Annotated in this window: 23 protein-coding genes; 16 read left to right on the top strand and 7 right to left on the bottom strand. The window is 45.0% G+C overall.

Features of this window, described 5'->3' with window-relative positions:
* The first annotated feature begins 96 nt into the window (after positions 1 to 96).
* Positions 97 to 408: a DUF6482 family protein gene (locus ACF8OV_RS08555; RefSeq protein ID WP_005481791.1), complete on the top strand. Its 312-nt coding sequence runs from the start codon at positions 97 to 99 to the stop codon at positions 406 to 408.
* 14 nt (positions 409 to 422) lie between these two features.
* On the opposite strand, the gene mutH is transcribed toward ACF8OV_RS08555, so the two are convergent.
* Entirely contained in the window at positions 423 to 1,103 is a 681-nt protein-coding gene (gene mutH / locus ACF8OV_RS08550; protein WP_005481789.1) for a DNA mismatch repair endonuclease MutH, read from the bottom strand.
* Positions 1,104 to 1,721: 618 nt separating this feature from the next.
* On the opposite strand from mutH, the gene rppH reads away from it, so the two are divergent.
* The 5 genes from rppH (at position 1,722) to ACF8OV_RS08525 (ending at position 7,064) form a co-directional block, all read left to right on the top strand.
* Positions 1,722 to 2,246, top strand: coding sequence for an RNA pyrophosphohydrolase (gene rppH / locus ACF8OV_RS08545; protein ID WP_005457789.1), 525 nt, complete (start codon positions 1,722 to 1,724; stop codon positions 2,244 to 2,246).
* A gap of 2 nt (positions 2,247 to 2,248) precedes the next feature.
* On the top strand, positions 2,249 to 4,495 hold the full coding sequence (gene ptsP / locus ACF8OV_RS08540; protein ID WP_203504944.1) for a phosphoenolpyruvate--protein phosphotransferase: 2,247 nt from the start codon (positions 2,249 to 2,251) through the stop codon (positions 4,493 to 4,495).
* Between the two features lie 6 nt (positions 4,496 to 4,501).
* Entirely contained in the window at positions 4,502 to 5,293 is a 792-nt protein-coding gene (locus ACF8OV_RS08535; protein ID WP_005481395.1) for a sulfite exporter TauE/SafE family protein, read from the top strand.
* Between the two features lie 88 nt (positions 5,294 to 5,381).
* On the top strand, positions 5,382 to 6,203 hold the full coding sequence (gene lgt, locus ACF8OV_RS08530; RefSeq protein WP_029851143.1) for a prolipoprotein diacylglyceryl transferase: 822 nt from the start codon (positions 5,382 to 5,384) through the stop codon (positions 6,201 to 6,203).
* 9 nt (positions 6,204 to 6,212) lie between these two features.
* Positions 6,213 to 7,064 carry a thymidylate synthase gene (locus ACF8OV_RS08525; RefSeq protein ID WP_015296258.1) on the top strand — a complete coding sequence of 284 codons (852 nt, stop codon included), beginning with the start codon at positions 6,213 to 6,215 and terminating at the stop codon, positions 7,062 to 7,064.
* Positions 7,065 to 7,136: 72 nt separating this feature from the next.
* Here ACF8OV_RS08525 and ACF8OV_RS08520 read toward each other — a convergent pair whose 3' ends face one another.
* Positions 7,137 to 8,279 carry a flavohemoglobin expression-modulating QEGLA motif protein gene (locus ACF8OV_RS08520; RefSeq protein WP_021487239.1) on the bottom strand — a complete coding sequence of 381 codons (1,143 nt, stop codon included), beginning with the start codon at positions 8,277 to 8,279 and terminating at the stop codon, positions 7,137 to 7,139.
* Positions 8,280 to 8,586: 307 nt separating this feature from the next.
* Positions 8,587 to 9,735: a Na/Pi symporter gene (locus ACF8OV_RS08515; RefSeq protein ID WP_005497177.1), complete on the bottom strand. Its 1,149-nt coding sequence runs from the start codon at positions 9,733 to 9,735 to the stop codon at positions 8,587 to 8,589.
* Positions 9,736 to 10,119: 384 nt separating this feature from the next.
* Here ACF8OV_RS08515 and nhaR point away from each other — a divergent pair, with 384 nt between their 5' ends.
* On the top strand, positions 10,120 to 11,010 hold the full coding sequence (gene nhaR, locus ACF8OV_RS08510; RefSeq protein ID WP_005457134.1) for a transcriptional activator NhaR: 891 nt from the start codon (positions 10,120 to 10,122) through the stop codon (positions 11,008 to 11,010).
* 292 nt (positions 11,011 to 11,302) lie between these two features.
* Entirely contained in the window at positions 11,303 to 11,599 is a 297-nt protein-coding gene (locus ACF8OV_RS08505; RefSeq protein ID WP_005461077.1) for a metalloregulator ArsR/SmtB family transcription factor, read from the top strand.
* 198 nt (positions 11,600 to 11,797) lie between these two features.
* Here the strand turns inward: ACF8OV_RS08505 and rpsT are convergent, their stop codons facing one another.
* Positions 11,798 to 12,058, bottom strand: a complete 261-nt coding sequence (rpsT, locus tag ACF8OV_RS08500) for a 30S ribosomal protein S20 (protein WP_005381938.1) — start codon at positions 12,056 to 12,058, stop codon at positions 11,798 to 11,800.
* Between the two features lie 294 nt (positions 12,059 to 12,352).
* Between rpsT and murJ the strand changes: the two genes are divergently transcribed.
* The 6 genes from murJ to ispH all read left to right on the top strand — a co-directional run bounded on the left by murJ (position 12,353) and on the right by ispH (position 19,975).
* Positions 12,353 to 13,915, top strand: a complete 1,563-nt coding sequence (gene murJ / locus ACF8OV_RS08495; protein ID WP_020904206.1) for a murein biosynthesis integral membrane protein MurJ — start codon at positions 12,353 to 12,355, stop codon at positions 13,913 to 13,915.
* Positions 13,916 to 13,985: 70 nt separating this feature from the next.
* On the top strand, positions 13,986 to 14,921 hold the full coding sequence (gene ribF / locus ACF8OV_RS08490) for a bifunctional riboflavin kinase/FAD synthetase (RefSeq protein ID WP_005477935.1): 936 nt from the start codon (positions 13,986 to 13,988) through the stop codon (positions 14,919 to 14,921).
* Between the two features lie 64 nt (positions 14,922 to 14,985).
* On the top strand, positions 14,986 to 17,814 hold the full coding sequence (ileS, locus tag ACF8OV_RS08485; RefSeq protein WP_005488293.1) for an isoleucine--tRNA ligase: 2,829 nt from the start codon (positions 14,986 to 14,988) through the stop codon (positions 17,812 to 17,814).
* 73 nt (positions 17,815 to 17,887) lie between these two features.
* Complete coding sequence (gene lspA, locus ACF8OV_RS08480) at positions 17,888 to 18,397, top strand: signal peptidase II (RefSeq protein ID WP_005460289.1); 510 nt, start codon at positions 17,888 to 17,890, stop codon at positions 18,395 to 18,397.
* A 156-nt stretch (positions 18,398 to 18,553) separates the two neighbouring features.
* Positions 18,554 to 18,985, top strand: a complete 432-nt coding sequence (fkpB, locus tag ACF8OV_RS08475; RefSeq protein ID WP_024702563.1) for an FKBP-type peptidyl-prolyl cis-trans isomerase — start codon at positions 18,554 to 18,556, stop codon at positions 18,983 to 18,985.
* A 24-nt stretch (positions 18,986 to 19,009) separates the two neighbouring features.
* Positions 19,010 to 19,975, top strand: a complete 966-nt coding sequence (gene ispH / locus ACF8OV_RS08470) for a 4-hydroxy-3-methylbut-2-enyl diphosphate reductase (protein ID WP_025507039.1) — start codon at positions 19,010 to 19,012, stop codon at positions 19,973 to 19,975.
* A gap of 76 nt (positions 19,976 to 20,051) precedes the next feature.
* Here the strand turns inward: ispH and btsR are convergent, their stop codons facing one another.
* From btsR to ACF8OV_RS08455, 3 genes are all read right to left on the bottom strand, one after another.
* Entirely contained in the window at positions 20,052 to 20,780 is a 729-nt protein-coding gene (btsR, locus tag ACF8OV_RS08465) for a two-component system response regulator BtsR (RefSeq protein ID WP_005460295.1), read from the bottom strand.
* 31 nt (positions 20,781 to 20,811) lie between these two features.
* On the bottom strand, positions 20,812 to 22,482 hold the full coding sequence (locus ACF8OV_RS08460; protein WP_203504942.1) for a sensor histidine kinase: 1,671 nt from the start codon (positions 22,480 to 22,482) through the stop codon (positions 20,812 to 20,814).
* A 145-nt stretch (positions 22,483 to 22,627) separates the two neighbouring features.
* Positions 22,628 to 24,112: a carbon starvation protein A gene (locus ACF8OV_RS08455; RefSeq protein ID WP_005477897.1), complete on the bottom strand. Its 1,485-nt coding sequence runs from the start codon at positions 24,110 to 24,112 to the stop codon at positions 22,628 to 22,630.
* A 273-nt stretch (positions 24,113 to 24,385) separates the two neighbouring features.
* Between ACF8OV_RS08455 and ACF8OV_RS08450 the strand changes: the two genes are divergently transcribed.
* Positions 24,386 to 24,727, top strand: a complete 342-nt coding sequence (locus ACF8OV_RS08450) for a DUF2799 domain-containing protein (RefSeq protein ID WP_005460271.1) — start codon at positions 24,386 to 24,388, stop codon at positions 24,725 to 24,727.
* 139 nt (positions 24,728 to 24,866) lie between these two features.
* Positions 24,867 to 25,199 carry a hypothetical protein gene (locus ACF8OV_RS08445; RefSeq protein ID WP_021450227.1) on the top strand — a complete coding sequence of 111 codons (333 nt, stop codon included), beginning with the start codon at positions 24,867 to 24,869 and terminating at the stop codon, positions 25,197 to 25,199.
* Positions 25,200 to 25,262: the final 63 nt, after the last annotated feature.

Raw genomic sequence — 25,262 nt, 5'->3', positions numbered from 1 at the left:
TCGCTATCGCAAATCATTTACGTATAAGCGCAAGTGTGGCTCGAAAGGTATTCATCCCCCAACTACACTAAAAAGATCTTGTGAAGGAGGTGCACTATGCAGAAGCATCAACTGGACATGTGGCTACATGGTCAACATAAAGACACCTATACGTTACCCAAAGTATTTGTCATTGGGTGTTCCGATGTCTCTGACTATTTGCTAGCTGTGGAATATAAGCACCAGCTAGAGCCGATTAAAGATGGAGAGGAACCGCTTCATTTTGGTTCCTTAGATTTGGTGAAAGAAGAGCTGCTCAGGTTAGGTATCGACAAAGCTTATTTGCGGTTACACAACGCTTACGATGAGTGCGGTAGTGAGGGTACCGCCTCTTACTGCGATATCGAATTATCGTTGGTTACCCATTAGAGTGAACAGATGAGTTACTCAGATTGCACATTGATATAGTGCTTCAGTAAGATCTGTTCGGTGAATTGTGTTCGCAGGTAAAAGCCTCGTGGTAGCGTCTTCATTGGTTTCCCGTTGGAGCTATAGGCTTCAGTTAGTGCTTTGGCATTAGCGGCCTTTGGGCGTAAGTGAAGCGCTTCGCCATGTCTGGCTGAAATTTGATCAAATTTGCCAAAGACGATCATTTCCATCAGTTCTTCCCAGTCATTTCGTAAGATCTGCTCCTCTTCTTTATCTGGCGACCAAATAAGAGGTGTCCCTACACGACGCTCGGCAAGGGGGATTTCTCGTTCACCTTCTACCGGAACCCACAATACACGCGAGAGCTTATTGCGCACATGGCTGGTTTCCCATGTCAGTCCTTGAACACCAGTTAAGGGTGCAACGCATACAAATGTAGTTTCTAACGGTCGTCCGTTGTAGCCAATTGGAATGCTCTTTAACTCGATACCAAGTTTGGAAAAGTCTTGTTGAGGTTTGCTACCCGCAGGAGCGCCCAAATGCCATTCCAGCAATTGTCCCACCCAGCCTTTATCGCGTTTGAGGTTTTCTGGAACGGTCATCCCTGCTTCGTCCGCTAATTCCGCAAAACTGAGTCCGGCAATATCGTGAGCGCGTTCCATTAACTCCGCTTCTGATTGTGGTTCTGGTTTCATAATAACTGCATGACAATGGAAAAATCCTAGTCTAACAAATTTCAACAAAATCTACTGTCCAAGATTTCATCGAGATGGATTAAGAATGATCAATTCATAACTTATCCACAGATATAGGTGCATATAAGTGGATCCACTGATGGGCTGGATGAATAAACAGGGGTTTTGAAACGTTTTTAGGCTTGATTTTATGTAGATGTCATGAAGTTAGAGAATGAATGTGTGGATAAATAACCGATCGGTTGATCTTTAACCGATCTGAGTTTGGTGAAAAGATCATCAGAATTGACAAGATCGTTTTATCACCAGGTTTGTTTTTAAGTTTATATTTATCATTGAGTTATGATTGGTCGTTATTTTTATTGATGAGTAAGAGAATAATGCTTTTGATTGAAAATCGGAGTTGATATGGAATTCTTCACAAAGTTATTCACAGAAAAGGTGAATAAATGTGGGCAATGTCTCACTCTTGTGTTGATAAACTTTAATTTGATTAAAAGATATCCAATGACGGTGAAAAGGTAATAAATCTTGCTCATATCACATCAGTAAGTTTGCTAGTAATGGGGATATGTGGAAAAATCACGGTAATAAAAAATTATTCATAGAGGTTAGCCAGTGATAGATGGCGATGGTTACCGACTGAATGTTGGTATTGTGATATGTAATAACCATGGTCAGGTCTTCTGGGCTAAACGATACGGGCAACACTCATGGCAATTTCCACAAGGTGGGATTGACGAAGGTGAAACACCTGAACAGGCGATGTTCAGGGAGTTGTATGAAGAAGTCGGATTAACGAAAAAAGACGTTAAGATCATTGCAACAAGTCGTCATTGGTTAAGATATAAACTACCAAAGCGATTGGTGCGTTGGGACTCCAAGCCTGTTTGTATCGGCCAAAAACAGAAATGGTTTCTGCTGCGATTGGAATGCGATGAATCGCGCATCAATATGCAGCGCGGGAAATCCCCTGAATTTGATGGTTGGCGCTGGGTGAGCTATTGGTATCCAGTTAGGCAAGTTGTTTCTTTCAAGCGTGATGTTTATCGTCGAGCGATGAAAGAGTTTGCATCTTTAGCCATGCCTTTTCGAGAGAGAAAAGCGAAAGGGAAAAGAAAAAAGCAACAACGTAGAGGATAGTCATGCTCAGCCAGCTAAGGGAAATAGTTGAGAAAGTCTCCAGAGTCGATGATGTGCATCTGGCACTAGATATATTGGTAAAAGAGACTTGTGCCGCCCTTCGCACTGAGTGTTGTACTATCTATCTCGCCAATGAAGAAATGCAGCGCCTTGAGTTGATGGCAACTCAAGGCCTTATTTTTGAAGGCGATAGCATCCACATTAATTTCAATGAAGGTTTAGTTGGTCTCGTTAAACGCAGCGCAGAACCTCTTAACCTCGCAGAAGCTTCAAAACACCCTGAATTTAAATTTTTCCCGCAGCTTGGTGAACAGGTTTATCACTCTTTCCTCGCCACTCCAATCATCCATCGCAAACAAGTATTAGGTGTATTAGTCATTCAGCAAAAGACGCCACGATTGTTTAGTGAGATGGAAGAATCTTTCTTAGTGACCTTATCTGCGCAGTTAGCCGTTATCATCGCTCACGCGCAAAGTTTAGGTCATTGGCAATTAGCCTCAAAACCGACGGTTCTTAAAGGCTTGCCTGCATCAACGGGTGTCGCCATCGGAGAGTTTTGGTTTGACAACACGCAGCCGAGTTTGTCGGACGTATTCCCGTCTTCCACGCTGGATAAAGAGCGAGAGCAAGAGCTGCTGCTGGTAGCGATTGAGCGTGCGCTGAATGATTTCCGCCGGATGCGGAAAAAGTTCGACAGCGAAATCAATAAAGATGCGTTAGCGATATTCGATTTGTTTACCCACTTGCTCAATGATCCAATGTTGCGCGGCGATCTTAAGAAACAGATTGAAAAAGGCGATCGAGCGGATTGGGCGCTGCGTCAGGTAGTCGAAACTTATTCAAACCGCTTTGCTCGTATGTCAGATGTCTATTTGCGTGAACGAGCACAAGATATCCGAGAGTTGGGGCAAAGGTTGCTGTATTTTCTGCACAACAGTGAGCAAGAGAATGCGGCCATCGATCGTCCTATCATCTTAGTGGCCAATGAGCTTACTGCGACTTTGTTAGCATCGGTGCCGAAAGAACATTTATTAGCGGTCGTTTCGCTTGAAGGGGGCGCAAACTCACACGCTGCAATTCTTTCGCGCGCATTGGGTGTGCCGGCCATTATGGGCGCTAACATCAATACGGATGTGGTTAACGGCAAATTAGGCATCGTTGATGGTTATACGGGCGAGATTTTTCTTGAGCCCAACCGCCAGCTGTTACGTGAGTATCGCAGTTTAGTTAGTGAAGAGTCAGAGCTCTTCGCGATGGTCAATAAAGACCTCGCGTTACCTGCCGTAACGTTAGATAACCAGTACATTGAAGTGATGCTGAATGCGGGTCTCAGTGCCGATAGCAACATTGCCATTAATACGGGCGTCGATGGTGTCGGTTTATATCGAACTGAAATTGCATTTTTACTTCAACATCACTTTCCATCGGAAGATGAGCAGTATCATCAATATCGAGCAATATTAAACAGCTACTCGAACCAACGCGTGGTGATGCGTACTCTAGACATCGGTGGTGATAAACCATTGCCATACCTGCCAATCGAAGAGGACAATCCGTTTTTAGGTTGGCGCGGGATTCGCTTTACGTTAGATCATCCTGATATCTTTTTGATTCAATTGCGTGCGATGCTAAGAGCCAGTGCTGAAAGTGGTAATTTAAGTATCTTGTTACCCATGGTATCTGGTATTAAAGAGCTGGATGATGCGATGACGCTGATCAACCAAGCCTACAGCGAAGTTGTCTTGCTTGATGAGCGTATTCAGGCTCCAAAGGTCGGGGTGATGATCGAAGTACCATCGATGGTATATCTGCTTCCTGCCATCGCGCATCGAGTGGATTTTGTCTCTGTTGGTACTAACGACTTAACTCAGTATTTACTGGCGGTGGATCGGAACAATTCCCGCGTCGCTGATGTCTATGAATCCATGCATCCGGCAGTGCTGTTAGCACTCAAACAGATTCATGACGTGTGCGATAAATATCATGTGCCAGTGTGCATCTGCGGTGAATTAGCCGGTGATCCATTTGGTGCGCTCTTATTACTTGGGTTGGGATACACCAGCTTAAGTATGAACACATCTAACGTGGCTAAGGTGAAGTATTTGATTCGTCATAGCCAACAACAGGAACTAGAAAAACTAGCGGAACAGGCGATGACAAAATCGTACGGAGAGGAGATTCATCAAATGATGCATGATTTCTTTATCCAACAAGGTTTTGCAGGCTTCGTTCGTGCAGGGAAAAAGTAGGTAATCGTGACCGTCTCTTTATTTTTGTTATTGCTGGCGCTGGGCGCTTTTGTTGGTGTGATGGCGGGGCTACTCGGCATTGGGGGCGGATTAATCGTCGTACCTGCGTTGTTATTTTTGCTGCCTTGGGCGGGCATTTCTCCAGAAATGAGCATGCACATGGCGCTTGCGACATCTCTGGCAAGTATCATCGTCACATCAGGTTCTTCTGCTCTCAACCATCTTAAACTTGGCAACGTAGATATGTTTGTTGTGAAGTGGCTAATGCCCGGAGTGGTGATTGGCGGCTTTGTTGGTGCCAACATTGCCGAATGGATCCCAACTCATTACTTGCCGAAAGTATTTGGTGTCATTGTTCTGTGTCTAGCTGTGCAGATGTTCCGATCTATTAAAGTAAAAAGTGAGAAGCCAATGCCGAGTAGTCCGGTCACTATGATGTACGGAACGGGAATTGGTGTGGTTTCGAGCTTAGCTGGTATCGGTGGTGGTTCTTTATCGGTGCCTTTTCTCAACAAGCATGGCGTAGAAATGCGCAAAGCGGTCGGCTCATCGTCAGTTTGTGGCTGCATTATCGCCATCTCTGGCATGATCGGCTTTATTTTGCACGGCTATAAGGTTGAAGGCTTACCTGCGTACAGTATTGGTTATGTTTACCTTCCTGCGTTACTTGCGATTGCGATGACTTCGATGTTGACCACGAAAGTGGGGGCGAAGCTCGCGACCAATCTTCCTACTGCGGTATTAAAGAAAATATTCGCAATATTCTTAATGTTTGTTGCAGCAACAATGCTGCTGTAAGTTTATTCCCAAGTTATTCACGCTGAACCGAGCATTTGAGGTGACTTGGGTATATTGGTTTTATTTGTAAATAAGAAGAGAATGATTTATGTCTCAGGGATACCTTCAATTTCCCAATATTGATCCGGTTTTAGTCTCTATTGGTCCTGTTTCAATTCGTTGGTACGGTTTGATGTACCTCGTCGGTTTCATGTTTGCATTGTGGTTGGCGAACCGTCGTGCTGACAAACCAGGCAGCGGCTGGACTCGAGAGCAAGTCTCTGATCTACTTTTCGCGGGCTTCTTAGGGGTCGTCATCGGTGGTCGCGTCGGTTACGTTATCTTCTATAACTTTGAACTGTTTTTAGATGATCCTTTGTATCTCTTCAAAGTTTGGACTGGCGGTATGTCGTTCCACGGTGGTTTGTTGGGTGTGATTACGGCAATGTTCTGGTATGCACACAAGAACGGTCGTACCTTCTTCGGCGTTGCTGACTTTGTTGCGCCTCTTGTGCCATTTGGCTTGGGTATGGGCCGTATGGGTAACTTCATGAACAGCGAGCTTTGGGGGCGTGTAACAGACGTTCCTTGGGCTATCGTTTTCCCAAATGGCGGGCCTTTACCACGTCACCCATCGCAACTGTATGAAATGCTGTTAGAAGGCGTAGTGCTGTTTTTCATCTTGAACTGGTTCATCAAAAAGCCTCGCCCATTGGGTTCGGTATCAGGGCTATTTTTAGCTGGATATGGTACATTCCGCTTCTTAGTCGAGTTCGTTCGCGAACCGGATGCTCAGCTTGGTCTATTTGGTGGTTATATTTCGATGGGACAAATTCTATCAACGCCAATGATCGTGTTGGGTATTCTGATGATGGTTTGGGCTTACAAACGTGGTCTTTACCAAGACAAAGATCAAGTTAAAACGAAGTAAGGTATTGGTGTGAAACAGTATTTAGATTTGTGTCAACGCATCGTTGAACAAGGTGTTTGGGTTGAAAATGAACGTACAGGTAAGCGTTGCCTGACGGTAATCAACGCGGATTTAACCTACGATGTTGCGAACAATCAATTCCCATTGGTAACGACGCGTAAAAGTTTTTGGAAAGCAGCAGTGGCTGAGCTACTTGGCTACATTCGTGGTTATGATAATGCTGAAGATTTCCGTAAATTAGGCACCAAAACGTGGGATGCGAACGCCAACCTAAACGACGCTTGGTTGAATAACCCATACCGTAAGGGTGAAGACGATATGGGCCGTGTATACGGCGTTCAAGGTCGTGCATGGGCAAAGCCTGATGGTGGTCATATCGACCAGCTACGCAAGATTGTGGATGATTTGACTCGCGGTGTTGATGACCGTGGTGAAATCTTGAACTTCTACAACCCTGGTGAGTTCCATATGGGGTGCTTGCGACCTTGTATGTACAGTCATCATTTCTCGCTACTGGATGACACTTTGTATCTCAACAGTACACAGCGTTCGTGCGATGTGCCGCTTGGATTGAACTTCAACATGGTTCAAGTTTATGTGTTCTTAGCGATCATGGCGCAAATTACGGGTAAGAAGCCAGGTCAGGCCTTCCATAAAATCGTTAACGCGCACATTTATGAAGATCAGCTTGAGTTGATGCGTGATGTTCAGTTGAAGCGTGAACCGTTACAAGCACCAACATTCCATATCAATCCGGAGATTAAATCTCTAGAAGATTTGGAAACTTGGGTGACACTGGATGACTTTTGGGTAGAAGGGTACGAACACCACGATCCAATTCGTTATCCATTCTCAGTGTAATCACGCTGGTTCTTGATACTACAAAAAGCTCCGAATGGAGCTTTTTTGCTTTTGCGATGTGTTTGAGTTTCGTTACTTCAATGCGCTGACGATATAGCGATGAATCGGGTTAGTTTGCTTCGGAGTCGATAGTGCAGGGCTAATGAACTTCGGTTGTGTGAAAATCCCTTTATTAACGAGAGAACGGATCAGATCGAAATACTTCAATTCCGTTTTACCACATAGCAGCAGTGAAAAATCATCCCCTAGCTTATCGTACGCGTTGAGCACTTCTCTAAATCCTCTCAGGTACAAATAATCTTTAGTTAAGCCACCACCGCGGTATACGCGCGAAGTAATGGTAAAGGCTTGAACGTCAGACGCTTTGTACTGCTCCTTCAGCAACATAAAGGTGTGGCGGAAATCGCGTTCTTTAATCATAGATTCTACAGCAAGCACGCGAAGAGCTAAGGTTCTTAAACGTTTGATACTGAAGTGTCCAGAGAGGTACTCACACAAAATTGCCAACCCTTCCTGCGTATTGGTATTGGCAGGGCAACCTAAACTAAGCACTTTAAGTGGTTGTTGACGGCCATTAAGCGTAGTTAGCAAATGCACGCCCATCTCGTGGTGTGCGAGCGCTTCAAGTTCGTCAGTTGTGATGTGCGCAGCGCTGTTAATCTTCACTCGTGAGCCTGAAACCAAAGCGTTAGCTAGCATGCCATCTAAGATTTGAATTTCACATTCATACCCATTTTTATCGGCGAAGCTTTGCATGAAATGAGCAATGGAGCGGCTATCATGCTCTGGTTTGCTTTCTTCTTCTGTCGGCAGATGCAAAATGAAATGTGCGTTAGCAATGTCTTTCGCACTTGGTTCACCGTAATAGCGCAGAGAGTTGTATAGGAACTCTTGCGTACCTATGGTGTTGACTTGATCAAGTTTGTCGGCGTAAGACTGAATGACATCCTCATAAAGCTTTTGTAACTGAGCATCTTCGATGTGTTCCAAAGGCAATTCGTACAAACGGCGTTTTGACTGATGAGTGTCAAGAGGCGCTTTCTGGTACTGAAAGTTAGGTTCTTGCGAGTACTTATTACTGATGAACCTTTCTCGCTCTTGGGCGTAATTAAGCGGGTTTACGCTGCTAAGAATATCAATATCAGTGACTAACTGAGTGAGGTTTTCATCTATTGCTAATAGCTGGCTAGAAATTGGTTCATTAAACTGAGCCATGTCGTTCAACTCCATGTGAAGGTAAGACCTTTTTCAACAACGCGCAGAGTACCTGTCAGTCATCGAAGACAACTATGGGAGGCAAGAGCCGTTATCCATTGTGTATATGACCGTCTCTGTACTTTTGACTAACGGTGATTGTATTGAAAGAGGTGGAGCCAAATTATCATTGAGTGTTTGGTTTGAACAACAAATATTTCTCAGTCTCAATCGGAGTTACATCAGCTCTCATTTTTGCATCATGGTTACAGATACAAAAAAGGCCCCACAACGTGGAGCCTTAAACAATAAGCGATGGTTGGTATTATCAGGTTGTCAGAGCAAGGATTGCGCCTGGCAGAATGATGAATACAGACATCAGGTAGCCACCCACAACGGCTTTGTTTTTGATAGCAAGCTCTGAAATCATTTCAGCGCCTTTTACTGGGATTTCACGTAAGAACGGAATACCAAAGATAAACAGTGTCGCCAAAATATTAAAGGTTAAGTGTACTAGCGCAATCTGAAGAGCAAACACAGCAAACTCACCAGATACTGCGGTAGCTGCAAGTAGCGCAGTGATACATGTACCGATGTTCGCACCTAGAGTGAATGGGTAAATGTCACGAACTTTAAGAACACCAGTACCTACAAGTGGAACCATCAAGCTTGTTGTTGTTGATGAAGATTGTACCAACACCGTCACGATCGAGCCTGATACGATACCGTGGATAGGACCACGACCAATTGCATTCTTCAGAATATCGCGAGCACGGCCAACCATTAGGCTCTTCATTAGCTTACCCATTACTGTGATAGCAACGAAGATTGTAGCGATACCTAAAGCAATTAGAGCCACGCCCCCCATGGTGTCACCAAATGTTGATAGCGGTTCTTTGATAGCAGAAACAACAGGCTTAGTGATTGGCTTGATGAAGTCAAAACCCTTCATGCTCATGTCGCCAGTGTTCAATAGTGGCGAAACCAACCAGTGAGAAATTTTCTCTAGAATGCCGAACATCATTTCCAAAGGAAGGAAGATCAGAACAGCAAGAAGGTTAAAGAAGTCGTGGATCGTCGCACTAGCAAATGCGCGCTTGAATTCTTCCTTACAACGTACGTGACCTAGTGAAACCAAAGTATTGGTCACTGTGGTACCAATATTGGCACCCATTACCATTGGAATCGCTGTCTCTACAGGTAGACCACCTGCAACTAAGCCCACAATAATAGAAGTTACAGTACTTGAGGATTGGATTAGGGCTGTTGCTACTAGGCCGATCATAAGACCAGCGATAGGGTGAGATGCAAACTCAAACAATACTTTTGCTTGGTCGCCAGTTGCCCATTTGAAACCGCTACCAACCATAGATACTGCTAGAAGAAGCAGATACAGCATGAATGCCAAGTTAGCCCAGCGTAACCAACGAGTCGTGCTCGAGATAGGCGCTGCTGTTGAAGTAGCTTGGTTCATCATAATTTTCTCCGTTGACCTTTAAGTTCGTTTTTCGGTCTTAAGTTGAAACTTCGGGCGATGTTAGAGAACAAATATTTCAGTAATATTACAGATTGATTTCTGTGAGCACTTTTTATTGTGCTTTTTAATAGTTCAAAAAAAGTAGCGGATTGTCCTGTTTTAATTTATTGAAAAATATAGGCTTTATTGGTTTTATAAACTGAGGTTTTTTTGAAGAGAATTCGATAAAAAGTGCGTTTTACTTCAAGTTTTATGACAATACTGAGATTGTATTTTCGGTAAAACTTAATTTTAGTTGGTTAAAGTGATGGTTTTGCCGAGTATCTTGTCTGTCTCTGTCACATTTGGTATAAAAAGCATCACCTTCTTTTCTGGAATTGGCCGATGTCACATCTAAATTACAACCATCTTTATTACTTCTGGATGGTGTGCAAGCAAGGCTCTGTTACCAAGGCCGCGGATGCGCTTTTTCTCACTCCTCAAACGGTGACCGGGCAAATCAAAGCGCTTGAAGAGCGGATGAAAGGTAAGCTAACCAAGCGAAACGGCCGTACTGTCGAACCAACAGAACTCGGACAATTGGTCTTCAAATATGCGGATCGTATGTTTGGTTTAAGCTATGAGATGCTTGATATTGTGAACTACAGTCAGCACTCCAATATTTTGTTTGAAGTTGGTGTAGCTGATGCGCTGTCAAAACGGCTAGTTAGTAAAGTGCTGATGACAACCGTGCCTGAAGACAACAGTATCCATTTACGTTGTTACGAGTCGACGCACGAACTGTTATTAGAACGGCTATCGCAGCACAAGTTGGATATGATTCTTTCTGATTGCCCGGTGGACTCGACGCAAAGCCCAGGCCTTTATAGTAAGAAGCTTGGCGAGAGTAGCATGAGTTTCTTTGCATCTTCTGACATTCCAGACGTCAAGTTCCCTGAAATTTTGGAAAAGAAAAAGCTGTTGATCCCAGCAAGTCGAACGGCGATGGGGCGAAAAGTCATTCAATGGTTTGATCGCCAAGGATTACAACCTGATGTCTTGGGAGAGTTTGATGACGTCGCGTTGATGAAAGCCTTTGCGAGATACCGTGATGATGTAATCTTTTTGGCGCCGACGGTTTACATGTCAGAAATCGAAGATGACCGCAGCTTACAGTTGATCGGTCATGTTGAGGATTTGAAAGAAGAGTATTACGTTATTTTCGCCGAGCGAATGATTCAGCATCCTGCGGTAAAAAACGTATGTGATGCTGATTTCAGTCAAATGTTTGAGTAAACCCGTATCGTTGCTCAAATAAATAGATTACTATCGATAAAAATATAAATCTAAATGATACCTAAGTAATTCAAGATACTTGGTTTAGTGAGCAAAATTATTTCTCGTCGATAAAGCCCCAGTGAACACTGCTGGTGGGTAAAATTGATGTATCGCTTTAAAGCCAAATTTAGAGGTTCTAATAAAGAAGACTCTGGAGAAGAATCTTGATGTCCTTAGAGATATTAAATCAGTGCAACACAACAAGCTGGCCAGGGTTGGAATAAGTAAGTTGTAGCTAGAGGTCCAACACATGAATCTACAAGAAATGGAGAAAAACTCCGCAAAAGCCGTCGTGTTGCTCAAAGCGATGGCAAACGAAAGACGCCTACAAATTCTTTGTATGCTGCATAACCAAGAGTTGTCCGTTGGGGAGCTGTGTACCAAACTGGAATTAAGCCAGTCGGCGTTATCGCAACATTTAGCTTGGCTTCGTCGTGACGAATTAGTCGCGACGAGAAAAGAAGCGCAAACGGTGTATTACACGTTAAAAAGTGATGAGGTGAAGACATTGATTCAAACCCTTCACGGTCTTTATTGCGCAAACTGATCGCACAGACTGAAATGCGTTAGTGTTATCTGTGTTGTTTAGGCAACGGTAGGTAACTGGCAGATTTGAGTCGTTCTAAATAACAAAAGCTGGCGGTGCCAGCTTTTTTCTTATCTTGGATTCGTGATTTGACGAATTTTAGATATAAAAAAACCGACATAAAGCCGGTTTTTTCTTCACTGTAAAATCAAGTGTCTATTAAAGAGCTTTGATTTGTGCAGCGAAACGAGACTTATGGCGAGCTGCTTTATTCTTGTGAATAAGGCCTTTAGTTGCCATGCGGTCTAGGATAGGTGTAACTACAGCGAATGCAGCAGTTGCAGCTTCTTTGTCGCCTGCTTCGATAGCAGCAACAGTTTTCTTCATGTAAGTACGCATCATTGAGCGACGGCTAGCATTGTGCTGACGACGTTTCTCAGCTTGGATAGCGCGCTTCTTAGCAGATTTACTATTTGCCAAGGGTCTAACTCCCAAAAACTTAGTTCTGTGACAATTTAAGGGCGAGGAATATCCCTCATTTGCGCCTAAATGTCAAATGATTTGTGCAAAAACCCATCTAAACCAAAACAAATTTTGGTATGAAAGGTTATCGCGGTTAAGATGGCGGGGATTCTAACAGCATTTTTATACCAATGCTAATAATTATCCGCTTAGAACTAACAATAAACGGATATATTTTTGACGTCTATTTAGAGCCTCCACGAGCTTAACAGTATAGGGTTGGCTGTCTTATAGTGATATTCCGAGGTTACAGTGAGTAAACGACTACTCAAGTCAGGCATGATCGTCAGTGCTATGACATTAATTTCCCGCGTTCTGGGTTTAGTTCGCGATGTTGTAGTGGCAAATTTAATGGGGGCAGGAGCAAGCGCTGACGTCTTTTTCTTCGCCAACAAAATTCCGAATTTCTTACGACGTTTGTTTGCTGAAGGGGCTTTTTCTCAAGCGTTTGTCCCTGTTTTAACGGAGAATCACGCTCAAGGTGATATGGACAAAACACGCGAGTTGATTGCTCGTGCTGCCGGTACGTTAGGGGTTATTGTCTCTATTGTTACCGTACTGGGCGTGCTGGGCTCTGGTGTGGTAACCGCGCTGTTTGGTTTTGGCTGGTTTTTAGATTGGATGCATGGTGGGCCGGCAGCAGAGAAATTTGAGCTAGCCAGTCTGATGCTCAAAATTACCTTCCCTTATTTATGGTTCATCACCTTTGTTGCGCTTTCCGGAGCTATTCTTAACACACTCGGCAAGTTTGCCGTCTCCTCATTCACTCCGGTCTTTTTGAATGTCATGATCATTCTGGCGGCTTGGTTTATCTCGCCACAGATGTCTCAACCGGAAATCGGTCTGGCTATCGGTGTGTTTTTAGGTGGTTTGGTTCAGTTCTTATTCCAAATACCTTTCCTTATTAAAGCGGGCGTGATGGTTAAGCCTAAGTGGGGGTGGCGCGATCCTGGGGTGGTAAAAATCCGCACGTTGATGATTCCCGCTTTGTTTGGCGTCTCTGTCAGTCAAATCAACCTGCTATTTGATACTTTTATTGCCAGCTTTCTACAAACTGGCTCAATCAGCTGGTTGTATTATTCCGATCGTTTGTTGGAGTTCCCGCTGGGACTGTTTGGTATTGCGATTGCGACGGTGATTTTGCCTGCGCTGTCTCGTAAACATGTGGACTCGCAGAGCGAAGGTTTTGCACATACCATGGATTGGGGCGTTCGCATGGTAACGCTGCTCGGGATTCCGGCGATGTTGGGTTTGATGGCGTTGGCGAAGCCGATGTTGATGGTGCTATTTATGCGCGGTGAGTTCTCTCCACAAGATGTGCACCAAGCGTCTCTGTCGTTGCTCGCTTACGCATCTGGCCTATTGAATTTCATGTTAATTAAAGTGTTAGCGCCAGGCTATTACTCACGTCAAGACACAAAAACGCCAGTGAAATACGGCATCATCGCGATGGTGACTAACATGGTGTTCAACGCAATTTTTGCCTATTTCTACGGTTACGTCGGCTTGGCTATTGCTACGGCATTGTCAGCGTTCGTCAACATGGCGCTGTTGTACCGAGGTCTGCACATTGCAGGTGTCTATCAAATCACTAAGCGTACCGTCTTCTTTATTGTACGTTTGGTTGTTGCTGGCGCTGCGATGGTCGCTGCGATCTTATGGCAATTGGAAGACATGTCGGTTTGGCTAGAGTGGAGCTTTGCTCACCGTAGCGGCATGTTAGGAATGTTAATTGGTCTAGGCGCCGCAGTTTACCTAGCGGTTCTATTTTTGACAGGCGTACGTTTAAAAGACCTAAAAGCTGGGACAGATTGAGGTTGATTAGTATATAATCCGTCAGTTTCACACAGTGCAAAGTAAAAACAGAGGCAGAACGCAGTATCCAATGGAACTGATTAGAGGCATTCATAATATCGCACCACACCATTATGGTTGTGTGTTGACGATCGGCAATTTCGATGGCGTACACAAAGGCCATCAACAAGTATTGCAGCAAGTGTCTGAGCAAGCGGAGAAACTTTCGTTACCGTCGGTTGTGATGACCTTTGAACCTCAGCCAATGGAGCTGTTTGCCAAAGACAAAGCGCCCGCAAGGTTGACGCGACTGCGCGACAAGTTCGTTCAATTAAGCAAGCTCGACATCGACCGTTTGCTTTGCGTCAACTTTAATCGCCATTTTGCCAGCCTGACAGCGGAAGAGTTTATCCGCGACTTGTTGGTCGAGCGTTTGGGTGTTAAGTTTCTTGTCGTTGGTGATGATTTCTGCTTTGGCAAAGGCCGTTTAGGTAACTTTGCTATGTTGCAGGAAGCAGGGGAAAAATACGGCTTTGAAGTCGTCAGTACCCAAAGCTTTTGTTTACAACAGTTACGAGTGAGTAGCACCGCGATTCGCGAAGCCTTAGCTCGTGACGATTTGCATGCCGCACAAGAGATGCTGGGAAGAGATTACAGCATCAGCGGTCGCGTTTCACACGGAAGAAAGTTAGGAAGAACCATTGGATTCCCGACGGCCAATATTCCACTGAAACGTTGTGTTTCTCCGGTTTCCGGAGTCTATGTTGTTCAAGCGCTAGGCTTGGGTGATAAGCCAGTCGGTGGCGTGGCTAATATTGGCCAACGACCTACAGTAAATGGCGTTCGCCAACAGTTAGAAGTACACTTATTTGACTTTCATGCCAATTTATATGGCAAGCAACTAGAAGTGGAACTTTTGCACAAACTTCGAGATGAGCAAAAGTTTGAGTCGTTTGAAGCACTTAAACAACAAATCGAATTGGATGCTGAAGCAGCAAGGGTGTGGCTGCGTCAGCTTAAGAGTTGAACGGTTTATTCCACCGTTCGACATAATGTCTAATTTTCGCCCAATATAACGGAATTAAGAATCGATGAGTGAGTATAAAGATACCCTGAACTTACCTGAAACAGGGTTTCCAATGCGCGGCAACCTGGCTAATCGTGAGCCAGAAATGCTTGAGCGTTGGTACAAAGAAGATCTTTACGGTGAAATCCGTAAAGCTAAAAAAGGCAAAAAGTCATTCGTATTGCACGATGGCCCTCCTTACGCAAATGGTGACATTCACATTGGTCACGCACTAAACAAGATTCTTAAAGACATTATTATTAAATCCAAAACACTTTCAGGTTTTGACGCACCTTACATCCCAGGCTGGGACTGCCACGGTTTGCCAATCGAATTGATGGTAGAAAAGAAAGTAGGCAAACCAGGCCAAAAAGTAACGGCAGCGGAATTCCGCGAAAAATGTCGCGAATACGCAGCAGGTCAGGTTGAAGGTCAGAAAGAGAGCTTCAAGCGTCTTGGCATCATGGGTGAGTGGGATAAGCCATACCGCACTATGGATTTCGCAACTGAAGCGAACATTATTCGTGCGCTTGGTAAAATCGCAAGTAATGGCCACCTATTAAAAGGTTTCAAACCTGTTCACTGGTGTACGGATTGTGGTTCTGCACTTGCAGAAGCAGAAGTAGAATACAAAGATAAAGTATCGCCATCTATCGACGTACGTTTTAAAACAGCGGACGAAGCTGCGCTGCTATCTAAATTTGAATTGACTGAAGGCCACGAAGGTAAGGGTGACGTTTCAATCGTTATCTGGACAACCACTCCTTGGACTCTGCCGGCAAACCGCGCAGTATGTCTACGTGATGATCTTGAGTACGTGCTAATCCAAGTTGAGGGTGACAACCCTGAGCGTATTATCGTTGCTGCTGAATTAGCAAAAGATGTGATGGATCGCGCGGGTATCGAGCACTTCCATAACCTTGGTTTTGCGAAAGGTGCGGATTTAGAGCTTTCTCAGTTCCAACACCCATTCTACGATTTCACAGTTCCGGCGATCCTTGGTGATCACGTGACGACTGACTCAGGTACTGGTGTGGTTCACACGGCACCTGGCCATGGTCAGGAAGACTTTGCGGTTGGTCAAAAGTACAACCTAGAAGTTGCAAACCCAGTGGGTTCAAACGGTGTTTACCTACCAGACACTGAGCTTTTTGCTGGCCAGCACGTATTCAAAGCGAATGACGCTGTAGTAGAAACGCTAAAAGAAAAAGGCGCGCTACTACATCATCACGCTTACGAGCATAGCTACCCTCACTGTTGGCGTCATAAGACTCCAATCATCTTCCGCGCAACACCTCAATGGTTCGTATCAATGGACCAAGCTGGCCTACGTGCAAAAGCACTAGAGTCAATCAAAGGTGTTCAGTGGATGCCTGAGTGGGGTCAAAGCCGTATCGAAGGTATGATCGAAGGTCGTCCTGAGTGGTGTATCTCTCGTCAACGTACTTGGGGTGTGCCAATCGCTCTGTTTGTTCATAAAGAAACAGCAGAACTTCATCCAAACACGTTAGAGCTAATTGAAAAAGTAGCGAAGCTTGTTGAAGAAAAAGGCATCCAAGCATGGTGGGATGTTGACGCAGCTGAACTACTAGGCGACGAAGCAGAGCAGTACGAAAAAGTACTCGATACGCTAGACGTATGGTTCGATTCAGGTGTTACGCACTTCTCAGTTGTTGATGCTCGTGAAGAGTACAACGGTAACAGTGCAGACCTATACCTTGAAGGTTCTGACCAACACCGTGGTTGGTTCCAGTCTTCTCTAATTTCATCAATTGCGATGAAAGGTGTAGCGCCATACAAACAAGTTCTGACGCACGGTTTCGTGGTTGATGGTCACGGCCGTAAGATGTCTAAATCTATCGGTAACGTGGTTGCGCCAAAAGACGTAACGAACAAACTCGGTGCAGACATTTTGCGTCTATGGGTTGCTTCTACAGACTACACTGGTGAAGTTGCGGTTTCTGATGAAATCCTAAAACGTTCTGCAGATGCGTATCGTCGTATCCGTAACACAGCGCGTTTCTTCCTAGCGAACCTAAATGGCTTCAACCCAGCAACAGACATCGTTCCTGCTGAAGAAATGGTGGCGCTAGACCGTTGGGCAGTTGGTCGTGCACTTGCTGCGCAAGAAGAGATCATCAAAGCGTACGATGAATACAACATCCACGCCGTAACTCAGCGTCTAATGCAGTTCTGTTCTATCGAGATGGGCTCATTCTACCTAGACGTAATCAAAGACCGTCAGTACACAGCGAAGCAGGGCGGCCACGCTCAACGTAGCTGTCAGACTGCACTTTACTACATCGTAGAAGCACTAGTTCGTTGGATGGCGCCAATCATGTCATTCACCGCAGATGAGATCTGGAACGAGATGCCAGGCGAGCGCGAAAAATTCGTGTTTACAGGTGAGTGGTTCGATGGTCTATTTGGTCTAGCGGAAGGTGAAGAGCTAAACAACGAATTCTGGACTGAAATTCAGAAAGTTCGTGGGGCGGTGAACAAACTTCTTGAAGCGGCGCGTGCAGAGAAAACCATCGGTGGTGCACTACAAGCTGAGCTAACTCTATTTGCTGATGACGCACTAGCGGCGAAAATCAACAAGCTAGAAGACGAGTTACGCTTTGTGCTACTGACGTCTGCAGCAGCAGTTAAGCCTTTAAGCGAGAAATCTGACGCGGCACAAGCAACAGACATCGAAGGTCTGTTTGTTGAAGTGAAAGCGACAGAAGCTGAGAAGTGTGATCGTTGTTGGCACCACACGCCAGACGTAGGCACAATTGCGGGTCACGAGAAGATTTGTGGTCGCTGTGTATCTAACGTTGATGGCGAAGGTGAAGTACGTAAATTCGCGTAATTGCCTAGAACGACTGAACTTTTTTTAAAATTAACAGCCCCAGTATTTACTGGGGCTGTTTGTAGGTAAAGTAATGAGTGAAAAAGCACTGACGTTAAAGCAATCAGGTGTACGTTGGCTGTGGCTAGCGATTGTGATTTTTTTGGCCGATATAGGCATTAAATACGTTGTCATGAACAACATGGGATATGGCTGGGCAAACCGAATTGAAATTTTGCCTTTCTTCAATCTTCTCTATGTTCACAACTATGGCGCAGCTTTCAGCTTTTTGAGCGATCAAGCGGGTTGGCAACGTTGGTTGTTTACCGGTATCGCGTTTGTAGTCACAGGTCTTTTGACTTATTGGATGAGTAAGCTTCCTGCAAAAGAAAAGTGGAACAACATTGCTTACGCCATGATTATTGGTGGTGCCGTTGGCAACGTATTTGACCGCGTGATCCATGGTTTTGTGGTCGATTACTTAGACTTCTACTGGGGCAATTATCACTGGCCGGCATTTAACCTTGCTGATATGGCGATTTGTCTTGGTGCGGCGATGATTATCCTAGACGGCTTTCGCAAGAAAGACACAGCAAAAGCCTAAATCGTGGCCATGTATATTGGAAAAGTCGAATAACCCTAAGCGTCGTCCGTTGATTCGTACGACGCTTTTTATTATGTTGGAACGCAAATCCGCACATCAGTGTATAAAAAGACAAAGCGGATAGACGTAATGACCCAAGAACAAGGAAGCAGTAACGTGACAACAATAACGAATGATTCGATAGTAACCCTGCATTTTACGATCAAAATGAAAGATGGTTCGGTGGCAGACAGCACTCATAATATGGGCAAACCAGCGAAGTTTGTGATGGGTGACGGCAGCCTGAGTGAGAACTTCGAGCAGTGCTTGGTGGGTCTCCAATCTGGTGAGAAAAAAGCGATTGAACTCAAAGCGCAAGATGCTTTTGGTATGCCTAACCCAGACCATATTCATCATATGGATCGCACCAAATTTGTTGGTGAAGCGGAAGTTGAAGTCGGTACTATCATGGCTTTCAGTGGCCCTGATGGTATGGAAATTCCGGGCATCATTACTGAGATTGCTGGCGATTCGGTAACGGTAGACTTTAATCACCCTCTAGCGGGACAAGACGTGACTTTCGAAGTCGAAATTTTGTCAGTAGAATAGCCACCCCAATAAAAGATAATTTCCATGAGCAATGAAATGAAAATCCTATTAGCTAACCCACGCGGTTTTTGTGCTGGTGTTGACCGTGCGATTAGCATCGTAGAGCGTGCGCTAGAGCTATATCAGCCACCGATTTATGTTCGCCATGAAGTGGTACATAACCGTTTTGTGGTTGAGGGGCTAAAACAGCGTGGCGCTATCTTCGTTGAAGAGCTACATGAAGTGCCTGACAACAACATCGTGATTTTCTCTGCTCATGGTGTATCGCAAGCGGTTCGCCAAGAAGCAAAACAGCGTGATCTGACGGTATTTGATGCAACGTGCCCATTGGTAACGAAAGTTCATATGGAAGTTGCGCGTGCAAGCCGCCGCAATATGGAAGTGGTTCTGATTGGTCACGCTGGTCACCCAGAAGTCGAAGGTACGATGGGTCAGTACTCAAGCGAAACTGGCGGCATGTACTTAGTGGAAACTCCTACGGACGTTGAAAAACTAAAAGCGATCGTGAAAGATCCATCGGATCTGCACTATGTAAGCCAAACCACATTGTCTGTCGATGAAACCGCTGATGTGATTGAAGAGCTACGCCGCGTATTTCCTGACATCCAAGGCCCACGTAAAGACGATATTTGTTACGCAACACAAAACCGCCAAGATGCCGTGCGAGAGCTGGCTGGTGATGTGGATGTAATGGTGGTTGTGGGTTCTAAGAATTCTTCAAACTCTACTCGTCTTAAAGAGTTGGCTGAGAAACTTGGCACGCCTGGTTACTTGACGGATTGTCCTGAAGATATCAAGCCAGAGTGGTTTGAAGGCAAGACAAAAGTAGGTGTGACAGCGGGTGCTTCTGCGCCAGAAGAGTTGGTGAATCAGATTCTTGAGCGTATCAAAGAGCTAGTGGGTGCACGCTCAGTCGATGAAGTCTTAGGTCGAGAAGAAAACATGTTCTTCGAAGTACCAAAAGAGCTGCAAATCAAGCAAGTGGACTGATATCCATTTATCGAATATTCAAAAGGCGACCTCAAGGTCGCCTTTTTTGATCGCATGTTTCGCTCATATTCGGCACTTAGTGGCTGATACCTAGCATCTCTTTGAGTACTTTGAGGTAACGACGGCTTACTGGGATCTCAAAGCCTGTTTTGGTGATGATTTCGGCTAGACCATTTTCCAGCAGCTTGATTTCACTGATGGCTTTAATGCTCACTAAATATTGGCGATGACAACGCACTAAGGGCGTTTTTTCTTCCAGTGTTTTTAACGTGAGCTGAGTGCTTGCTGTTTGGCTGGTGGAACGTACATGCACACCGCTAATATCGCTATAAGCACATTCCACCGTCTCGGTTGCCATGATCACAATCCGATTGTGTCCAATACAAGGAATTTGATCCAAAGTATCGGGTGTAATCGCAGACAGTTGTTGAGTTAACGCTGATTGACTGATCACCTTGTTTAGGCGCTTAACGGTTTTGTTCAAGCGGCATGGGTCGACAGGTTTGAGGAGATAATCAAACGCGTTGTCTTCAAAAGCTTGGATTGCGTATTGGTCATAAGCGGTAACAAAAACCACATACGGCATGGTTTCAGGATCGAGCATGCCAAGCAGCTCGATCCCGGTTACTTGAGGCATTTGGATATCTAAGAACACCACATCAGGTTTGAGCTCGTTGATTTTTTTGAGGCCCAAGATGGCATTGGACGCATCACCGACCACCTCCACTTGACCTGTTTCATCCAAGAGCTCTGCCAGCTCTTCTCGAGCAAACTGTTCATCATCAATGACGAGTGCGGTTAACATCCAACATTACCTTTATTGCTGCTGATTGGGTTTATGATTTCGGGGGAATGATAAAGCTCATTTTAGTAAATTGATGCGTCACACACGCAATTTTTAGCGCTGAGTCACGCCCAAATTGATTAGTGAGACGTTTGTCTACAATTTCCAAGCCTAAACCTGAGTGGTTGTCTTTTGGTGGCTGGAAACTGCCTGCGTTGTCCTCGACCGTAATCAGGTGTCCTTGAGGGTGTACTTCGCTGTAAATTTTAACTTTTCCACCTTCAAGCATATTGGAGATGCCGTGTTTGATGGCATTTTCCACCAAGGGTTGAAGTGTAAAACTTGGCAGCTTGATATCGAGCAATTCCGGGTCGATATCTATTTCTACTTCCAAGCGATCCGTGAAGCGTGCTTTTTCGATACTGAGGTAAGAATTGACGTGTGCAAGCTCTTCTTTCAGCGTCACCGTATTAATGTTCTGTTTTAAGTTACTGCGGAAGAAATGCGACAAGTTTTGGATAAGCTCACGGGCTTTATCTGGGTCGCGGCGTGTAATTGCACTGATGGTATTGAGCGCGTTAAACAAAAAGTGAGGGTTTACCTGCGCGTGCAGCAGTTTGATTTCTGCCTGCGCTAACAGCGCTTGTTGTTGTTGATAATCGCCATACAAAATTTGGCTGGAGAGCAACTGAGCTATCCCTTCCGCCATTGACATGTTGGCGGTTGAGAACAGCTTACGCTTAGGTTCATAAAGTTTGATTGTTCCGATGACCGCTTTACCCGCACGCAATGGAATGATCAACGCCGAACCGAGTTTGCAATCTTTCGCCAAAGAACACTGATACGGACGCTCTGTACCATCAAGGTAGATGATGTCGTTTTTCTCCATCGAATCTAATGTGCTTTGCGATGAAATAGGCGTATTCGGTCTATGGTGGTCATCGCCAATGCCGACAAACGCCAAAATCTTCTCTTGGTCAGTAATTGCAACTGCGCCAACCTTGGTTTCTTCGTAAATGATACGAGCGATTTTTTCTGCATTCTCGGTGTTAAAACCGTTGCTCAAAATGCCTACGGATCGATCGGCGATGGTAAGCGCGCGGCGTGAAAAGGTAGCGGAGTACTTTTCAAAAATGGTTTTTCTATCTTGTAGGATGCTCATGAAAAGTGCGGCACCGAACGAGTTGGCAATGATCATCGGAGCGGCAATCGCTGACACCAGTTCGTAGGCTTGGTCGAAGGGTTTGGCTACCGCCAACAACAAAATCATCTGCACAACTTCGGCAACAAATGTCACGCTGAACACCATGCTTGGGTTGAACAGCAATGCGCCCTTGTTGCGTTTGATAAGGTAGACATGTAACAAGCCACCAATCACGCCTTCAGCAGTGGTTGAAATAGCACAGGCTAGGTCGGTAAAGCCACCAAGTGAATAACGATGAATCCCGCCAGTTAAGCCGACAGCAAAACCGACTACTGGCCCGCCGAACAACCCGCCCATGACAGCGCCGATGGCACGCGTGTTGGCGATCGCATCATTGATGTGCAGGCCAAAGTACGTCCCGAGGATACAAAAACCAGAAAAGAGCACGTAGCAAATCAAACGATGGCTAAGGCGAGACGAAATACTCAGTAGCGGTAAGATGATGGGTGTTTTACTCAGCATGTAAGCCAGGACTAAGTAAACACACATTTGCTGCAAGAGAGAGATAACTAGTTCCATAGCGAACCTAACCTGAAATTAATGTTGTTATTGTATACCTAAACAACCTCAAGGTTTTATCGGCCTTTAAAGTCATTTAGGTATAAAACAAAAAGAGCCTGCAAACGGCAGGCTCCTTGTCTTAACCAGTCAATATGAGGTTGGCTTACGCAGTTTCTGTTACTGCTTGTGGTTTTTCTTCATCCGCCAGTTCAGATTCGCCTTTACCTTTAGAGGTTTTGATAACGTAACCTGTAACGACTAGGGAGAAGATGACACCCGCGATAGTCGACACTTGCATTGGTAGGCCGAAACCTAGTGAGCTGTTGTTCAGAATGAAAGTTACACACACTGTAGTCATGAACATTGCAGGGATAGTTGTAATCCAGTGCAGTTTGTTGTGACGCAGTAGGTAAGCTGACGCAGTCCACAACATCATTACTGCGGTTGTTTGGTTTGCGAAGCCGAAGTAACGCCAGATGATGCCAAAGTCTACTTGAGTCAACACACCACCGATAACGAATAGCGGCACAGCCATTAGTAGACGGTTACGTAGTGTTTTCTGTTCCATGTTGAAGTATTCAGCAAGGATTAGACGGCTTGAACGGAATGCTGTGTCACCTGATGTGATTGGTAGGATAACCACACCTAGGAAAGCAATGATACCGCCGAATACACCTAGTAGACCAAATGACGCGCTGTATACCACGTTACCAGGACCACCGTTTTTCACTGCTTCAGAAAGCGCTTCTAGAGAGCCGAAGAATGATAGGGCGATAGCACACCAGATTAGAGCGATAACACCTTCACCAATCATTGCACCGTAGAATACGAAGCGACCGTTTTTCTCGTTTTCCATACAACGCGCCATTAGTGGCGACTGAGTTGCGTGGAAGCCAGAGATTGCACCACAAGCGATGGTGATGAACAGTGCAGGCCATAAAGGCATATCATTTGGGTTTAGGTTAGAGAACATGTCTGTTACTTGGAAATCACCCATCACTGTGTGCTCGCTAGATAGAGCAACCGCAGTCATTAGACCAACCGACATGAAGATAAGTAGTGCGCCAAATAGAGGGTAGAAACGACCGATGATCTTATCTACTGGAACGATTGTCGCGATGATGTAGTAAGCAAAAATAACCACAACCATTGTTGTCATGCTTACGTTTAGGCTGGTTTGATCATTGATTAGGTTTGTGATCATGCCCGCTGGCGCTGATACGAATACCACACCAACAAGAAGCAACAGGACAATGGCAAAGATATTCATAAAGTGTTTTGCGCCATTACCTAGGTAGCGACCAGTAATCGTTGGCACTGATGCACCGCCGTTACGCACTGAAAGCATACCTGAGAAGTAATCGTGTACGGCACCTGCAAAGATACAACCTACAACAATCCAAAGCATTGCGGCTGGGCCGTAAAGTGCACCCATGATTGGGCCAAAGATAGGACCTACACCAGCGATGTTAAGTAGCTGAACTAGGTAAACCTTCTTTGTTGACATTGGAACAAAGTCAACACCATCCGTTTTGGTGTGTGCAGGGGTTTGGCGTTTCTCATTGATGCCGAAAATTTTCTCAACGAAAGCGCCGTAGATGAAGTATCCGCCGATGAGGGCAGCGACACAAGTTAGAAACCACATCATAGCAATTGTCCTTGGTTGGGTAGGGTAATTTTTTAATCTCAGGGTGCATGTTATGCGGCACTTGTGTTAAATGCATTCGCTTAGTAGATGAGTGGTCGAATACAGTAGCGAGTGGTCGATATACCGATTGAGTGGTTTGTGATGCTCGTGAGTGGCGCGTTTCATCATTATGTGGTTTTGCGGTTGCGTGAGCGGCGAAATCTGAGTGTTGAGCGGCAGATTCTGAGAATTAGTGATAAGCTTGTTTTGAAAACAATCAGTTAAGGAAGAGTTATGAAAAAAGCGACGTTGGGGTTGGCGCTGGTATTATTGGCTGGGTGTGCTGCAACCACGGAAGATCTCGCCAAATCGGGTGATTGGTATCAGATTGGTTATCAAGATGGCATCGCAGGGCACACTTCTCGTAGTGTAAAAGAGCTGAAAACGTTGGGCACTGCTAACCCTGGTGATTATGACCGTGGCTATTTGGAAGGTGTCGCTGAATATTGCAATCCAGACTTTGCTTATCAAATGGGTCTATCTGGCCAATATTATGAGGGTGTCTGTGAGGGCACTGAGCAAGCTCAAAAATTCCGTATGGAATGGCAACGAGGCTGGAACGAATACAGTAATTAATAAATACAGTAATTAACGCCAAGACTCACTGTGTTTCATAATCAAGACGATAGTTTGGCTTGTTGAACTTCTGACAATTCTATCGGATCGCTTTGGTCTACTTGGCTCATTGAGATTGAGTAATAAGTGATATTGAAATATGAAAAAGTACTTTTTAGTTGCGTTAGTATTACTGCCGCTAACCGCAAGTGCCAGCAATATGCTGAAAGATACGATCAAAGCGAAACGCAAATACGACCATAACAAGCATCAGATTACGAATACGCTCAATAATACCAAGCGGGATATTGAAGATCTCACCAACGGGACTTACGTGCAAAACAAAATGAAACGGGAAGTAAACGAGGCGACAAGCCAGTACACGAATAAAGTGGAACGCGTTAAAAATGCCACTGATCCAGACCAGCTCAAGCGTAAGGTGAATAACGAGTTAAATCGCGAATTTGATGAGTGGTTGTATGACGAGGATTGATGCTTGATGTGTCAGCACCGGCAAAAAGATAAGGTGGCCCATGAGCCACCTTTTTACTATCCA

Source organism: Vibrio sp. GLN_1 (assembly GCF_043106015.1).
GTDB lineage: Bacteria > Pseudomonadota > Gammaproteobacteria > Enterobacterales > Vibrionaceae > Vibrio > Vibrio parahaemolyticus.
The sequence above is the reverse complement of the archived record's forward strand: the minus strand, read 5'-3'. Positions and strand labels throughout refer to the sequence as shown.